The 15,492-nt window shown below is 63.0% G+C and carries 16 protein-coding genes; 7 read left to right on the forward strand and 9 right to left on the reverse strand.

Annotated features, from left to right (window positions below; translation table 11 throughout):
• Positions 1-5 precede the first annotated feature (5 nt).
• Entirely contained in the window at positions 6-401 is a 396-nt protein-coding gene (locus tag KY465_RS07025; protein WP_219200974.1) for a mercuric transporter MerT family protein, read from the reverse strand.
• Positions 402-482: 81 nt separating this feature from the next.
• Here KY465_RS07025 and KY465_RS07030 point away from each other — a divergent pair, with 81 nt between their 5' ends.
• From KY465_RS07030 to KY465_RS07045, 4 genes are all read left to right on the forward strand, one after another.
• The gene (locus tag KY465_RS07030) at positions 483-911 is read left to right on the forward strand and encodes a MerR family transcriptional regulator (RefSeq protein WP_219200975.1); all 429 of its coding nucleotides are present in this window, start codon (positions 483-485) and stop codon (positions 909-911) included.
• 575 nt (positions 912-1,486) lie between these two features.
• Complete coding sequence (locus KY465_RS07035; RefSeq protein WP_219200976.1) at positions 1,487-2,182, forward strand: Ntn hydrolase family protein; 696 nt, start codon at positions 1,487-1,489, stop codon at positions 2,180-2,182.
• Between the two features lie 212 nt (positions 2,183-2,394).
• Positions 2,395-3,918, forward strand: a complete 1,524-nt coding sequence (locus KY465_RS07040) for a LuxR C-terminal-related transcriptional regulator (protein ID WP_219200977.1) — start codon at positions 2,395-2,397, stop codon at positions 3,916-3,918.
• Between the two features lie 175 nt (positions 3,919-4,093).
• Positions 4,094-4,498 carry a RidA family protein gene (locus tag KY465_RS07045; RefSeq protein WP_219200978.1) on the forward strand — a complete coding sequence of 135 codons (405 nt, stop codon included), beginning with the start codon at positions 4,094-4,096 and terminating at the stop codon, positions 4,496-4,498.
• A gap of 181 nt (positions 4,499-4,679) precedes the next feature.
• Here the strand turns inward: KY465_RS07045 and KY465_RS07050 are convergent, their stop codons facing one another.
• On the reverse strand, positions 4,680-5,801 hold the full coding sequence (locus KY465_RS07050) for a Fic family protein (protein ID WP_219200979.1): 1,122 nt from the start codon (positions 5,799-5,801) through the stop codon (positions 4,680-4,682).
• A gap of 256 nt (positions 5,802-6,057) precedes the next feature.
• On the reverse strand, positions 6,058-6,606 hold the full coding sequence (locus KY465_RS07055; RefSeq protein ID WP_219200980.1) for a MarR family winged helix-turn-helix transcriptional regulator: 549 nt from the start codon (positions 6,604-6,606) through the stop codon (positions 6,058-6,060).
• A gap of 84 nt (positions 6,607-6,690) precedes the next feature.
• Between KY465_RS07055 and KY465_RS07060 the strand changes: the two genes are divergently transcribed.
• The 3 genes from KY465_RS07060 to KY465_RS07070 all read left to right on the forward strand — a co-directional run bounded on the left by KY465_RS07060 (position 6,691) and on the right by KY465_RS07070 (position 8,320).
• Positions 6,691-7,464 (forward strand): hypothetical protein, encoded by a 774-nt coding sequence (locus KY465_RS07060; RefSeq protein WP_219200981.1) that lies wholly within the window; start codon positions 6,691-6,693, stop codon positions 7,462-7,464.
• Positions 7,465-7,529: 65 nt separating this feature from the next.
• Positions 7,530-7,769 carry a hexameric tyrosine-coordinated heme protein gene (locus KY465_RS07065; RefSeq protein ID WP_219200982.1) on the forward strand — a complete coding sequence of 80 codons (240 nt, stop codon included), beginning with the start codon at positions 7,530-7,532 and terminating at the stop codon, positions 7,767-7,769.
• Positions 7,766-8,320, forward strand: coding sequence for a peroxiredoxin family protein (locus KY465_RS07070; protein WP_219200983.1), 555 nt, complete (start codon positions 7,766-7,768; stop codon positions 8,318-8,320). The genes KY465_RS07065 and KY465_RS07070 overlap by 4 nt, the downstream gene beginning before the upstream one ends.
• Before the next feature lie 93 nt (positions 8,321-8,413).
• Here the strand turns inward: KY465_RS07070 and KY465_RS07075 are convergent, their stop codons facing one another.
• The 6 genes from KY465_RS07075 to KY465_RS07100 all read right to left on the reverse strand — a co-directional run bounded on the left by KY465_RS07075 (position 8,414) and on the right by KY465_RS07100 (position 15,478).
• Positions 8,414-9,871 carry an autotransporter outer membrane beta-barrel domain-containing protein gene (locus KY465_RS07075; protein WP_219200984.1) on the reverse strand — a complete coding sequence of 486 codons (1,458 nt, stop codon included), beginning with the start codon at positions 9,869-9,871 and terminating at the stop codon, positions 8,414-8,416.
• Positions 9,872-10,102: 231 nt separating this feature from the next.
• Positions 10,103-11,110, reverse strand: coding sequence for an SIS domain-containing protein (locus tag KY465_RS07080; protein WP_219201712.1), 1,008 nt, complete (start codon positions 11,108-11,110; stop codon positions 10,103-10,105).
• Between the two features lie 116 nt (positions 11,111-11,226).
• Entirely contained in the window at positions 11,227-12,036 is an 810-nt protein-coding gene (locus tag KY465_RS07085; RefSeq protein WP_219200985.1) for an aldolase, read from the reverse strand.
• Positions 12,037-12,066: 30 nt separating this feature from the next.
• Positions 12,067-12,747, reverse strand: a complete 681-nt coding sequence (locus tag KY465_RS07090; RefSeq protein ID WP_346432607.1) for a TetR/AcrR family transcriptional regulator — start codon at positions 12,745-12,747, stop codon at positions 12,067-12,069.
• Positions 12,748-12,884: 137 nt separating this feature from the next.
• Positions 12,885-13,733: a sugar phosphate isomerase/epimerase family protein gene (locus KY465_RS07095; RefSeq protein ID WP_219200987.1), complete on the reverse strand. Its 849-nt coding sequence runs from the start codon at positions 13,731-13,733 to the stop codon at positions 12,885-12,887.
• The gene (locus KY465_RS07100) at positions 13,730-15,478 is read right to left on the reverse strand and encodes a hydantoinase B/oxoprolinase family protein (protein ID WP_219200988.1); all 1,749 of its coding nucleotides are present in this window, start codon (positions 15,476-15,478) and stop codon (positions 13,730-13,732) included. Before KY465_RS07100 ends, KY465_RS07095 begins: the two co-directional genes overlap by 4 nt.
• Positions 15,479-15,492: the final 14 nt, after the last annotated feature.

The raw sequence follows: 15,492 nt of genomic DNA on the forward strand, positions 1-15,492 counted from the left end.
CTCCTTCAGATTCCGAGAAGCGCCGGAGCGGCGTATGGGAAGACGAGCGCCGCCGCGATCAACATAGTCGCCGACCAGAGCGCGACTTTCACTGCTCGGTCGGGAAGCTGGCGGGCGCACGCGTCTCCTTCGGCGCACCGCCGGGGCTTCCAATAAACGAGGTAGTGCCCGTATCCGAGCAGCCCGAGCGTCACGACCGCAAAGACCGGCTGATAGGGTGCAAGAGCTGTGAGGTTACCAATCCACGCCCCACTGATACCCAGGCTGAAAAGGACGAGCGGCAGGATGCAGCAGGACGAAGCGACGATCGCGCCCAGCAGGCCGCCTGCCGCAAGCATGCCAGGCGCTGTCCGCGTTTCCGTCAGATCGGGCGCCTTCTCCATTGTGTCCTGCGTGTCCATGGCTCACTGCTTCGCTATTTGTTTTTCCGAACTCAGATTCAGTCTACAATCTGTAGCAACTACAGATTCAAGGAGAAATTTATGGGGACAAACAGCGACTTCAGCATTGGCGAACTCTCGCAAAGGACAACAGTCAACATCGAGACGATCCGCTACTACGAAAAGGTCGGACTGCTGCCGCCGCCGCCTCGCACGGAGGGAGGTCACCGTCTCTATTCCGACGCCCATCTGAAACGGCTCGTTTTCATTCGGCGCAGCCGCCAGCTCGGCTTCACACTTGACGAGATCAGGAACCTGCTTGGCCTTGTGGACGGCGGCCACACTTGCGGCGAGGTGAAAGATGCGGCCGTGCACCACATTCAAGCCATACGAAAAAGGATCTCCGACCTCCGCCGCATGGAGCGCACGCTGTCCGTCACCGCCGCGCGTTGCGAGGGGGGCGAAACTCCGGAATGTCCCATCCTCGACGCGCTTTTCGCTACCCGCTCCCGCGAGCAACGGGGCGCGTAGTGAATACTGTTCTGGTCTACGTCGCTGCCGCCATTGCCGAGATCGCCGGCTGATTTGCCTTCTGGGCGTGGTGGCGTCTGGACAAGTCCATTCTGTGGCGGCCCCACTCTGGTCTCCCTTAAAGGGCAAACGCATGGCTACTATCCGCATACGCAACGGTAAATGGCAGGCGCAGATCAGGCGTACCGGGCATCTGCCATCCGCCATCCGCCACGGATGAAGTCCTTCCCACTTCAATCCGACGCTCGCCGCCGCATGCAACGCACGGACCTCGAACTGGACCGCGCGGGATTGGCCTGCGCCCCGAACCGGCGGCGTTTCGATCTTTTTTTGATCGACATTCGTTTCTGGCAGCGCATGTCTTTTCGCGTTTGGCTCTGAAGGCAAACAAATGTCCTTTTGGAACCATTCGAACCGAGGCGGGTTACGGCCTTTCGGCCGGTCGCCGAGGCAGGCAGGCGGAATGGGGAATGCGTCATGTCGCGGTCTTGACCGTCACGGCATGAATTTCGAGCCACGAGCCATACCGGGCCTAACCGGAATGTCCCAGACACCTGACCTTAGAGGATCGTTACATGACTGTCGTGCTTGCCACCGTATGCCGGGATGGAGTCGTCCTCGGTTCGGACTCCCAGATCACAGACAAGGGGCGAGGCATGACATATCCGGCGGAAAAGCTTCACCCCCTGGGCGAGTTGGCGGCCTGGGGTGGCAGTGGCGCGCGATCGGTGCTGACCGATGTCGAACGCAGTTTCAATGCCAACAGCGCTGCGATCCTGGAGGCACCCGACATCGGACGAGCGCTACAGGAACAGGTCCTGCCGATCCTCCGCCATCACTACGACACGTTCATCCCCGACGTGCCTGGCGACGAAGGCGGCGGGACGCCGTCGGCCTACGTGATGGCGGCTGGATGGCGAGATGGCGAGCCGTGGATCTTGGAGATTACACCCTCCGGCATGATCGGGCACTACGCCGATATCGGGTTCCACGCCATTGGCAGTGGTGCGCCAATGGCGCAGCAGGCCAGTTCGCTGCTATCCCACTTTCACTTGGCCGAGCGGTCACTGCGCTTCGGCTGTGCCGCGGTCCTGCGAGTGTTGCGGGCCCTCGACCTTACTTCTCCCCATGTCGGTGAGCCGTTCAGCCTGTGCCGCATCGACGCAGAAGGTGCGCATCATCTCAGCGACGAGAAAATCGAAGAGGTAGGCGATGTCATACGTCGATGGGAGGAGGCCGAACAGGCCGCCATCGCCGACATATTCGAGTGAGCACCTCGTGGTTGCCGGATCAGCTATATCGCGCCCGGGCTGACGACCGGGCCGCTCAGGCAGCCAGGCGTATTCATGGCCCATCTGCCGGGGATCGTCTTTCAGAAGCAGCCGGCACCCGCATCCTCAAGGCCCGAGGCCGGACCGTCGCGTCATTGAACAACCTGGAAATTTGATGCAAATTCCCCTTAAAAATGGGGGGAAAATGTATCGTGAGGTTGGCAAAAATTCTTGCGCCGCTGTCGATGGCCACCGATATGTCGGCGGGCAATCCGCCAGGCACGTCCGTTGCGGCGTCGGTCATCGCGGTTCGCATCGGGCGCCGCATGGGGCTGAGCGAGGCCGATCTGTCCTCGCTGTATTATACCGGCTTTCTCAGATTCATCGGCTGCACGTCGACATCGTCCGAGACGGCGCAGATCGCGCTTGGCGACGAGCTGACGGGATACCTGGCCCTGACCCGTGCCGATCCCGCCGATCCGGACAGCGTCCGCGCTGAACTCGAGGCGATCTTCGCCCCGGACCGCCCGCTCGAAGAGCGGCGCGAACTCATCGAGATGTGCGTGGGAATGGGGCCCGAACTGATGGCGCTCGGCCAGCCGCATTGCCGGCAGGCGGTGGCGCTGGCGCGGCGATTGCCCGTGCCCGAGGATGTGATGCCGGCGCTGGCCCGGCTGGAATGCCGCTGGGATGACCAGCATCCCATCCATCCGCCCGGGCCCGAAGTGATGAAGCAGAGCCTGCTTGTGGAATTCGCCGCCGTTGCGGAACTGCACCGGCGCGCCGGCGGACTTGTCTCGATGGTCGAAGTGGCCAAGGCGCGGCGCGGCGGCCAGTTCGATCCGTTGGCTGTCGACATCTTCCTCGAAGACCCGAGGGGCATCACGCAGGGGCTTGAACAGGGCGGCGAGTGGGACGCATTTTTACGCGAGGAACCCGCTCCCCACGTCCTCACCAACGCGGGCGGGATGCGGGAAGTGGCCAAGGCTTTTGCCGATTTCACCGACCTCAAGTCGGTCTGGTTCACCGGCCATTCGCGCCAGGTGGCCGGGCTTGCCTTCCAGGGAGCGGTCGATTGCCTGGACGATGAGGCGGAATGCCAGGCGATCTTCGACAGCGGCCTGCTGCATGACATCGGCCGGAACGCCGTGCCGAATGGCATCTGGGACAAATGCGAAGCGCTGAACCCGATCGAGCAGGCGCAAGCCGACAGTGCCACGTTCCACACCGAACAGGTGCTGCGCACGACCGAGTTCTTCGCGACGCTCTGCGATACGGCTTGTTCGGTCAATGAGCGCGCCGATGGGTCCGGCACGCATCGGCGCACGCGGCTTTCGCACGGGGGTCCGGCGCTGCTGGCCGCGGCCAACCTGTTTCAAGAACTGACGCATGATCAGCCGACGCGCGGCGCACTCAGCAGCGGCGAGGCCGCGGAAATGCTCCTCGCCGAGGTGCATGCCGGGCGGCTTCCCCGCCGCGAGACCCGCCATGTCCTCGACGCCGCCGGGGAGACGCGCGAGGCGCAGAAGGTCTGGCCCGACGGCATCACCAACCGCGAGGCGGAGGTGTTGCGCCAAGTGTCCCTCGGCAAGGCGAACAAAGAGATCGCGCGCATTCTCGGCGTGTCTCCCAAGACGGTCGATAATCACCTGCAGAACCTTTATCCGAAAATCGGAGCGGACAGCCGGACCGCAGCGGCGCTGTACGCCATGGAGATGGGGTTGTTCGACTTCTAGGGAATCCTCCCTATTCCGGAAAAACGCCTCCCGGATTTTACTGAGCCGGCGTCAAACAGGCGCCTAACAGCAAAACCGAGGGCCACCCATGTCACTGGCAAAACTGAAAACATCCGCGGCCATTCTCGCGACCTTTTGCCTGGTTGCGGGCGCCGCCATTGCGGAGGAGAAAACCATGAAGATCGACAACGTCAATCCCTTTAGCTGGGGCGAGCAGTTCATGAACCAGGGGCGCGTCATCTCAGGCGAGACACGCACCTTGTTCACATCCGGACAGATCGCATGGCAGGACGATGCCAATTCTCCGGTCGGGATCAGCGAGTACGAACCGGGCAATTTCCGAGCGCAATTCGAACGGGCACTGTGGTCGCTGGATCAGGTCCTGACGGAAGCGGACATGAGCCGCGACGACATCCAGCACATCAAGTTCTATGTCACGGACATCGACGCGGCCATGGCGAACCTCGATGTGATGATGGACTATCTGGGGGACAACCGCCCGCCGCAGTCCCTGATCGGCGTTGCAGCGCTGGTCCTGCCCGGACTGATGATCGAGATCGAGGCTGTCGCCGTCAAATAGGCGGCATGCGCTAAACGACCGGGCCGCCCCAGCCACGGGCGGCCCGCGTTGATTGGCATTGCGGGAAAATCTGCAAAAGTCAGCTTTCATATCTGAAGCGGGCGGCACGAAGTGGTGGCGCATCTGTATGAAAGCACTGGCAGCCAGGGCAGTGGAGACCGCCAGAGGTCACGCGGCGTGATTACTCCGGCTTACCTTCACTCCGCAGGTTCAGCGCATAGCGCGTGTGGCGGCGCTCGCCGGTTCGCGTGAGCGCGCCTTTCCTGACCAGATCCTGCAGGTCACGCGTCGCGGTAGCGCGCGATGTTCGAGTGATGGCAATATAGTTTTCGGCGCTCAAGCCGCCCTTGAACGCGTCCGGGCCCTCGCGAAATATGCGTGCGATGAGCTTTTCCTGCCGCTCATTGAACTGCCCGCGATGGCGGTCGTAAAACCGCGCCTTGCCGATATAGAACTCGACACGGCCAAGAGTGGTCGCCTGCGCCTGAAGGATCGTTTCGGCAAAATAGAGCAGCCAGTCAGTGACCTCCAACGTCTTTTGATGCCGTTCGAGCTGGTTGTAATAGACTTTACGGCCGCGCTCGATCGTGAATGCCAGGGCGATCAGGCTGGGCTGCCCGATATTCTGCGCCAGAGATTTTTCTGCAATGGCACGGCCAATGCGGCCGTTGCCGTCTTCGAAAGGATGGATGCTTTCAAGATACAAATGGCTGAGACCGGCGCGCGTGAGCGCCGGAAGTGAGGCCGTGCCGTGCGGCGCGGTATCATTGAACCACCGGACATAGGCTTCCATTTCACCGGCCACACGGGACGATGGTGGCGCTTCAAAATGGATTGACGGCTCCCCGATGGGGCCGGAGATGATCTGCATCGGATCCGCATGATCACGATACCCCCCGATTACCTGGATCTGACAATCGCCCGACATCAGTATCCGGTGCCAGCGGAACATGGTGTCCTGATCGAGCGGAGCGGCGAAACTGGCATAAAGATCGAGCATCATTTCCGCGATGCCCTTCTCCTGGGGCTTAACAGAGCGATTGTCGGATTGCATGCCGAGTTGGCAACGCAGCGATGACTGGACGCTCAGGCGATCCAGTATTTCGCCTTCAATCTCGGATGTCTTGACGGCTTCGTCGCTGATCAGCTCGATCCGCAGCCTATCACTCTCATCGCCGCTGACATGCCTGACTGCGCCGATAACCTCGCCAGCCTCGAGCAGAAAGCGCTTTTCCAGCGGCGCCAACGCTGCTTCGTCAAAGGTAAAATGCGGCCAATCGGCCAGGGTCCAGTTCCATTCCATGAGTTATAGACCCTCTATTTATAACTCACTTTACTGCATGAATATGAGCGATAGCAAGAATTCTATGCCTCACACGATGCACCGGTCGGGATAGCGGCACTTGTCTTGGCCGGTCTTGCCTTGGCCGGTCTTGCCTTGGCCGGTCTTGCCATGGGCTTGCCACGGGCTTGCCACTGGCTTTCATGTGTGAAGCTGACAGGTTGCTGGCACTTGCCGGCTTGCGCCTGTTTCTTTCTCAGCCTGAACGGCGGCTCGCTCAGGCTGCCCAGGCATGTTCATGGCACAATTGCCGGGTTTCGTCTTCCTTAAGATCGACCTTGAGCAGCCGGCACCATCCGCCCTCGCCGTCGCTCTGATGATGCCGGCATGTATGGCACATCCCGAATGAGCGGCCACCACGCTCTGCCAGCGTATGCCGCAGCAACGATGCCAATTCCTGCGCCAGGGTTGAAGCTGCCTCCGGGTCCAACCGGCGCAGGACATCATCAAGCGCGCCCGGCGTTTGAGCGACGCGTTCGCCGCACTCGGTGAGTATGTAGGCGATCGAGCGGCGATCCGTCTCCGATCTGACTTCGCGCACGAGATCCTTGCGCGCCAACGCCTTCAGCGTCTGCGAGACCGTGCCGCGGGTGGCGCACAGATAGTCGGCGACATGCGAGGGGGCGCGTGAGAAGCGGTTGGCCCGCGCGAGATAGCTCAAGGCGGCGCGCTGGGTCGGGTTGAGATCGTCCGTCCAGCCTTCGGAAGCAATGATGCGCGCGAGGCGATCGAGAAGATCGCGCAGAAATACCGGCTCTTCGGTCATGCTCTTTCATAGCGACTCGCTAGCGACTTGACAATAGTATCGAGTCGCTATCAACTAGTAGTTCGCAACAATGGAGCAGCAATCATGAGCAGATTTCCTTTCCTCCTCGGCACCTCATTGGCCGTATCCCTCTCGCTGTCCGGCGCGCCGGCGCAGGCGGATGGCAAGCATGCGTCGCACGCCGTCAATCAGGATGGCGCGGTGTCCTCGCCCACCGATGCCGCGAAGGTGGCAGCGTTCGACATCGCCGCGGCGCATGTGCATCGCAAGGGCCGCATGGCGACCTTTCACATGACGGTGGCGGGCAAGGCCGGATCGCAGACGCCTAATGCCGCCGGGGCGCTGGGCGGTGCGCCGGTGCTGTCTTATGTCTGGCCGACCTCGCTCGATCCGGCCAGTGTCGGATTTCAGGAAAAGACGGGCATTCTGGCGCTGGCGGCCACCTCGCATCCGGATTTCGACGACACACCGCTCTATGACGAGGATGGCGATGGCGATGTGAGCAATGACGGCGGCAAGTGGCATTCGCACTGGGTCGTCCTGACGCCGACCGAAGGCTGCGGCGACGGGGCACTCGGCGTGCGTGACATCGCCGAAGGCGAGAGCCCGGCGCTGCCGGCGACCTGGCCCGGCCTGCCGATCTTCATCGACTCACCCGGCTTCACGCCGTTGTTCGATGGTCCCGAGATCACGATCAATGTCGGCTTTTCCGACGCAGCGGCGCTTGATGGCGCCACCTATGACGGCGTGACATCGGCGCTTGTGGTGAATGCCAATGTGCACGCGCCGCTGCTCTGCGTCAGCGATGTTTTCGACGTCGCATCGGGCGATCTGAGCCTACCGGGACAGGTGCAGTAGCCCCAGCATGCAGCGGCGGCTGCACGCGCCGCCGCTGCTTATCCACTCTTGCAATGGAGACGACCATGCGCACATCAGGGCGCTGGCTTGAAGATCTCATCACGCCCGACGCACAATCGGGCTATGAGCTGGCCGTCAAACTGGCACGCGTCGCCGTCAAGCTGACGCAGCCGGACTCGGATATCCGCACGCAACTGCGCAGCGCCTATGAACGCGACGCGGCAGCGCTGATCCAGGTCTCACATGTCGTGGCGGTGCATTTCGCCACGATCGCCCGCGCCAACCGCTACTGGACGGCGGCATGAGCGCTGCACTGGGGCGTTTGCTCGCTGAACCGCAGGTCAGCAGCTGGCTCAATGTCCACGCGCCGGTCACTCTGTCCGCTCTGCGCGGCCGGGTCGTGATGATCGTGACCTTCCAGATGCTGTGCCCGGGCTGCGTGGCGCATGCCCTGCCGCAGGCGCAGCGGGTGGCGCGCAGTTTTGCTGCAAGCGAGGTCGCGGTTGTTGGCCTGCACACGGTGTTCGAGCATCACGCGGCAATGCAGGAGGTCTCGCTGCGCGCCTTCCTGCACGAATATCGCATCGCTTTCCCGGTCGCTATCGACCAGCCCGGCAGCGGCGCCATCCCGTGCAGCATGCAAGCCTACGGCCTGCGCGGCACCCCGAGCCTCTTGCTGATCGATCGTGACGGCATTTTGCGCGCGCATCATTTCGGCGAGGTGCCCGATCTGGTGCTCGGGGCTGAAATTGCCGGTCTGATGGCGCAGAATGGCGTGCGGCGGACCTCCGAAGACAGCGCCATGTCAGCCAGCGGCCGTGAGGCATCCGCCTGCGTGCGGCCGCCTGCGGACTGACTGCGCAGCGCACAGGCGTGGCGACTGCGAACGGCTTTAAGCTGTTGGAAATTCGGCGGGAAATGTCATTGGTGGTCCGGTTGCCGCATCTTTCTAGAACGCTATCTCGAACCGCAACTCACCACCCAGCGTATTGCTTCCGGTAAACAGGCCGCCCGCGTTCACCTCCGCCGCCCAGGACGCACCACCGGGCCCGGCATAGGACGCCCCGATCGCCACATGGCCCTGCCACCCCTCGACCGCAGCCGCGTGGCTTCCCGCAGTCAGATGGGACGAGCTGTTCAGCGTATAGATCGCAGCGCCGTCGATATACGGCGTGGCCGTGCCGTTGGCAAAATCATGGCTTTGCGATAGGCGCGCACCCAGATTGGCGATACCCAAATCGACCTCGGTTTCGGCCACAGCGCCCAGCGTGGCAGAGGTGTAGGCCTCCGAGATTTCCCGATACCAGCCGATCTCAGCGCGGGGCGCGACCCGCGTGGCGCCAAGGTCTAACGCGCCGACCAGCGCAATCTGTGCCAGCATGCGCTCCGAGGTATAACTGTCGGTGCCGCCGCCACTGCGTGCAACGTCGGTTTCCACCTGGCCATAGGCCAATCGCCCGTCAAGATAAAGCGTATCGCTCAGCCGGTGGGTCACAAGCGGCCCGACCATCCAGCCCGCGCCGTCAAATTCGTCACTTGTGGCGCTATCGGTCATGCGCAGCATGTCAAACTGCAGGCCAAAACCGAGCAGCGTGTCGGGACCAATCTTTCCGTCGACGCCGACGTGCAGAATGCCAAAAAGGTGGTCGCTGCTGGCATCATCAAAAATGCCGGTGACCGCCGCCTCGGACCAGAAGTTCAGGCCACCGGCGGACTCGCTGCCCGAGACTGCCAGCGCATTGCGGCCGATATCGAGCTCGAAGGGTGTGTTTTTCAACAGCGGCATGCCGACAAAGCTAAGCGCGCGGGCAGCAGGTGTGGCGCCATTCAGCCGCGCGATGCGGTCGTGCCGGTCGGGGCCGTGCTGCAGGATCAATCCGCCGCGCGTGCTCGCAACAGTTTCCTGCTGGCCTTTGGCGTCCCATGTGGTCAGCAGGCCCTGCACCACAAAGGACTCCCCTGTCCCGCCGTCGAAACTCGTGAACGGGGCGGCGAATTCCCTGTTCGGCCGACCACAGGCAAAGGGATGGCCACCGCCTTGCACCGCTGCAGAGGCATTGAACGAAAGCGTGACCGTCCCGTCGGCAGCAGCCGCGGTGTAGACGGCATCACTGACGGTGATGGTCTCATTGAGAGTAGCAGAACAATCGGGTGGGCCGCCTTTCAGCCGTCCGACGTTTGTGCCGTCGACGAAGACATCAATGAACTCTTCAGCAATGTCCAGATCGCCCGCATAGGTAATGGACAGCGTTTGCTCCCCGGTGCCGCCCGGCGCAACTGCCAGGTTCACGGTGATTGTTCCGTTCGTTTGCGTCGAGGCAAGCGGGCCGAACGGGGTCTGCGCAAAGGCCGCAGACGCACCGAGTGTGGTCATGGCCGCCACCGCCCCTGCAAACAGTGCTTTCATCGCGATTTCCTACAGTCTGCCCCCCAACAGTCTGTCGAAAAACAATAGTGCACGCTGCAGAGCCTCGCCTCAACGCATTACGTAGCGCGAATTTATATTCGCCCCGTGATCGTTGCATTTCGGCTACACAGATGCCGGCGCCCTCAGGCGCAAGCCGCGAAACTAGGGTGGTGCACAGGCGCACAGCGCACTCGCACCGCATCACCCGCCCGAGAGCGTGGCGCCGGGTTTCTACAGGGTTTCGGTCACCTTGTTGAGATTGCGCGGCTTGTCGGGATCGAAGCCTTTTTGCCGGGTGACCGCTTCAATCAGGCGATAGGCGGGCAGCAGGGCCACCAGGGGATCGAGCAGGCCGCAGCCGGTCGAGGGCACGCTCAGGTGCAGCCCACTGACCGGTCTCGAGGACAGGGTGATCGTATGGGCGCCAAGCTCGGCGAGCCGGGCCATGGCGGCGGAACTGGTATCGAACGCCGCATCGTCCTGCACGAAGCCGAGCACCGGAAACCCGTCCTGCACAAGGCGCAGCGGGCCATGCATGACTTCCGCCGTCGAGAAGGCTTCGGCATGCAGCCCGGCGGTTTCCTTGCATTTCAGGGCCGCCTCCAGGGCGATGCCGAGGCCTGTGCCGCGGCTGCAGGCGTAAAGCGAGTGCGCGTCGGCGAGCCGCTGGCGGGCCGCGTCGAGATCAACCTCTGCAGTGGCGGCCAATGCGCCGGGGAGCGCGGTCAGCGCTCTCGCCAGCGCGCCATTGCCGGCGGCGCCGGTGATCGCCGCCAAGGCTACGGCCGAGGCGATGAAACTCTTGGTTGCCGCGACGCTCTTTTCCGGTCCGGCGCCGAGTGGAATGGTGATGTCCGCTTCGCGCGCCACCGGGCTGTCGGCGACGTTGACAATCGCCACGGTGCGGGCGCCGCCCGCCTTGGCCGCGGCCTGCAGGGCGACAATATCGGGGCTGGCGCCGGATTGTGAAATGGTAAAATGCACCGCCGAGGGCAGACGCAATGGCCGCTGATAGACCGAGGCAACCGACGGTCCGATCGAGGTCACAGGGATGCCGAGCTGCAGCTCCATGAGATATTTGAAGAAGGTCGCGGCATGATCGGACGAGCCACGGGCCGCCAGGGTCACGACGGCAGGCGGCGCATCGCGCAGCCAGGATCCGACCCTGGCGATAGATCCGGCCTCGCTCTGCAACAAGTGCTCAACCACTGCCGGGGCCTCGCCGGCTTCCGCCAGCATCAGGGATGTCTCAGTCACCTTGATCTCCTGTGGTCATTGCGGCGGCGATTGCCGCCACTTCGCCGATTCCCGTGCCGTCCGAAATCCGTCGCAGCACGATGCGGCGCAGCATAAAGTCAGTCGCGGTAGTCCGGCTCCTGGCGCTCGAGAATGCGGTGCATGCTTTCAAGATGCATGCGCGCCGATTGCTCGTCCTCGCCCTGCATCTGGGCGGCGGTCAGACGCGCCACTTCCGGCGAGACGGGAATGATCGGACGTCCGGTCGACATAGCAAGGCACTGCACCTCGCAGGCGCGTTCGAGATAGTACAGATCGTCCCAGGCTTCGGCGATCGAGCGGCCGAGCACCATGACGCCGTGATGACGCATGAAGACGATGTCGGCATCACCGACGGTGGCGGCGATGCGGTCGCCTTCATCGGTGTCGAGCGCCAGACCGTTGTAATCCTCGTCGAGCACCGTGCGCCCATAGAATTTCAGGGCCGTCTGCCCGGCGAACACCAACGGCTCACCCTCGGTCATGGTCAGTGCCGTGGCATAGGGCATGTGGGTATGCAGGGCGACCCGGGCGCGCGGCACGTTTTCATGCATGCGGGCGTGGATATAGAACGCGGTGGCCTCCGGCTCGCCCTCGCCATCGACGACATTGCCGTGAAAATCGCAGATCAACAGGCTCGAGGCGGTCACCTCGCTGAAGGCGTAGCCATAGGGATTGACGAGAAACAGATCATCATGGCCAGGCAGGACCGCGGAAAAGTGATTGCAGATGCCCTCGTGCATGCCAAGACGGGCGGCAAAGCGGAAGCAGGCGGCCAGGTCGCGGCGCGCCTGAAGCACGGCATCGCTGTCGAAAGCCGGCCGGTTGTGCCGCAAGCGGTCATCAGGCATTGATGCGCTCTGGCCCGTCGGCTTCAATGAGTGTGCCATGGCTGGTCTCCAATCCTATAGGGGCGAAATTCAGGGGAACCTAACCGAGGGCTTGGCATCGGCGGCGTCCTGCTCATCGGGGAAGCGCGTCAGATAGCTCAGGATGACATCGACGATATGTGCCTTGCGGCGCGCCAGATTCTCCGGGTCGATCAGCGAGCGATTGAACAGCATCGACAGCGTGTGCTGGTTGGACAGGTAGAAATAGCCCAGCCCGGACATGGAAATGTACAACTCGACGGGATCGACACCGCGCCGGAACACGCCCTGTTCCTCGCCATCCTTGAGAATGCCGCGCAGCACCTCGGAGAGCCGGTCATAAAGCGAGCGGATGATCGGCGATTTGGCAATGTGCTTGCCGCGATGCAGGTTCTCGGTGTTGAGCATGACGATGACGTCCGGTTCATCGACAAAGGTCTGGAAGGTGTTTTCGCACAACAGCGTCATGGCGCGGATCGGGTCGAGGCCGGCCAGGGGCACATCGCCCTGGCGGCGCCTTAGGATTTCGTAGGTGCGTTCGAGGACGCGGATATAGAGCTCTTCCTTGCTACGGAAGTGATGATACAGCAGGTTTTTCGAGATGCGGGCGCGCTGCACGATGGCGTCGACGCGGGCGCCGTCATACCCCTTGCGGGCAAACTCCATCTGCGCCGCCGCGAGGATCTTTTCCTGGGTGCGGATCCCGTCTCTCTTGGCCGGTTTGCCTGTCACGATGGTCCGTACTTTCCTGCCCTGTGCGCTTCCTGTCCGGTTATGCTCAGACCCTATGCGAACTTCAAGCCTTGTTTGCGGCACGGCCATTGCCGCGCGTGCCGAGATTGCGCCCTTGGCGTGCGCGCGCTGCAACTTCAGACCGGCCCGCCAGTCTGACGCGGCGCAACGAACGGTGCGCATCGCTCGATGGAGATGCGGGTGGTTTCCTCGCAATCGCGCTGCCACCAGTCACGCTTTGAGAATATCTCAATCTCTAAGGGGCCGTCATAGGCGATGTCATCGAGGATCTGCCGGTAACGGGCGATGTCGATGACTCCATCTCCAACCATGCCGCGATCCTGGTACAGGTCCCGGGTCGGAACCAGCCAGTCGCACAGGTGAAAGGAGAGAATGCGCTCCGGTCCGGCGCGGCGCAGGCCGGCTTCGAACTCGGGGTCCCACCAGCAGTGATAGACATCGGCAACCAGGCCCGTCCCCTCCCCGAGCGTTGCGCACAGGTCGAGGCACTGGGCAAAGGTGTTGAGGCAGGAGCGGTCGCCGGCATACATCGGATGCAGGGGCTCCAGACCGAGCGCCACGCCGGCCTGACGGGCATAGGGCAAAAGCGTGGCGAGAGCGTCCTCGACGCGGGCGCGGGCGCTTTCGAGATTCTTTTCGCCCGCCGCCAATCCACCGGGAACGACGACCAGGCATGGTGCGCCGATCGCCGCTGCAGCATCGATGCGGCGTCGATTTTCCGCAAGCGCGGTTTCATAGGCGCTCCTGTCGGCCAGGTTGACCCAGGCACTGGTGCACAGGCACGGCACGAACAGGCCGGCATCACGGATGTGGCGCGCTGCCGCTTTGGTGCCCACCGCATCGAGGTAGTCGATCCACACCCCGATACCGGCGACGCCATGGCGGGCATAGCCCTCGATCGCTTCGGGCAGGCTCCAGTTGCGCGTGGTGATCTGGTTGACTGCGAAGCGGCTCAGGTCGGTCACGGGGCAGCGCTCTCCGCGCCGCTGTCCGCCATCTCGGCACGGAGCGCTCCGGTTGCCGCCTCATCGATGCCCCGGCCATCAGTGATGACGCCGTAGAATTTGCGGGCATAGGCCGGGGTGATCTTGCCGTCACGCAGATCCTCGAGGATGGCATCGAGCGGACGCTCGAGCGGGGCGCCATAGCCGCCGCCGCCGGCCTGTTCATGGCGGATCACATCGCCCTTGTACACGGTGCGCGTGACCTTGCTGTCGAGCAATTCGAAATCGCCGCCATTGCTGGCCAGCAGGTTGCGCGAGGATGCGGCAGGCGCACCACCGAACAGCCCGTAGGGCGGCGTGTCATAGCGGTCAGCGCGCAATTGCAGCACCGCCTCATCGGCCATCAGGCGGTACTCGCGCACGACGCCGAGACCGCCACGCGTCCTGCCGGCGCCGGCCGAATCCGGCCGCAAACCATATTCCTCGATGCGCACCGGATAGGTCGCCTCCATGACCTCGACGGGCATGTTCGACATGTTCTGCGAGGGGTTGGTGATGGCATCGATGCCGTCGCGGGTGGCGCGGGCGCCAAGCGCGCCATTGATCATGTCGACCATGATGAACGGCTCGCGCGTGGTCTTGTCATAGCCCCCGAGGCAGACGACCGAGTTGCCGCCCTCGCCGGCCGCCGCGACCTTTTCCGGCACGATCTTCGACAGGGCGCCGAGCACCGTATCGGCGACGCGGTAGCCGGTCAGGGCCCGGGCAGCCACCGGCGCCGGAAATTCCGGGTTGAGCAGCGTGCCCTTGGGCGCGCTGACATCGATGCAGCGGTAGACGCCGGAATTGTTGGGCACCTCGCCATCGAGCACGCAGCGCACGGCGAGATAGGTGGCCGACTTGACGAAGGAGAGCGTCGAATTGATGGCGCCGCGCACCTGCGGCGCACTGCCGGTGAAGTCGACGTCAAGCTGGCTGTCCCTGACGGTGATGGTGACCTTGATGGGGATCGGTTCGAAGGTGAAGCCGTCCCCATCGATATAATCGGTGAAGGTATAGCTGCCGTCGGGCCAGGCGGCGATTTCATTGCGGGTCAGCCGCTCGCCATAATCGAGGAATTCGGCAAGGAAGGACTGGAAGGTGTCGACGCCATATTTGTCGACCAGCCGCAGCAATTCGCGCTCGCCAAGAGCGCAAGTTGCCAGTTGGGCCTCGAGGTCTCCGATGACGAGATCGGGAAGCCGGACATTCTTGCGGATGATGTCGAAGATCGCCTTGCTCGGCACGCCGCGCTCGAACAGTTTGAGCGGCGGAATGCGCAGTCCTTCCTGGAAAATCTCGGTGGAATCGCTGGCATTGGAGCCGGGAACCCGGCCGCCGACATCGCAATGGTGGCATATGACCACCGAAAAACCGACGTGCTGATCGTCGCGGAAGATCGGCTTGAACATGAAAATGTCCGGCAGATGCATGCCGCCGTCATAGGGATCGTTGAAGATGATCACATCGCCGGGCGCCAGATCATCGCCATAGTGGCGCAGCAACGCCTCCATGGCATCGGGCACGGCACCGAGATGCAGCGCGACGGTCTTGGCCTGTGCGAGGATGCGGCCCTTGGCGTCGCACATGGTCGTCGAATAGTCGAGCACATCGCGCACGATCGGCGAGCGGGCCGTACGCATGACGGTGTAGGCCATGTCATCGACGATCGATTCAACAGCGCTCTTGAGGACCGCGAAGGTGATCGGATCGAGATTGGATGCCATGAAATATCCTTCCT

The organism is Neohoeflea coraliihabitans (assembly GCF_019334345.1).
In the GTDB taxonomy this organism is placed as follows: Bacteria; Pseudomonadota; Alphaproteobacteria; order Rhizobiales; family Rhizobiaceae; genus Pseudohoeflea; species Pseudohoeflea coraliihabitans.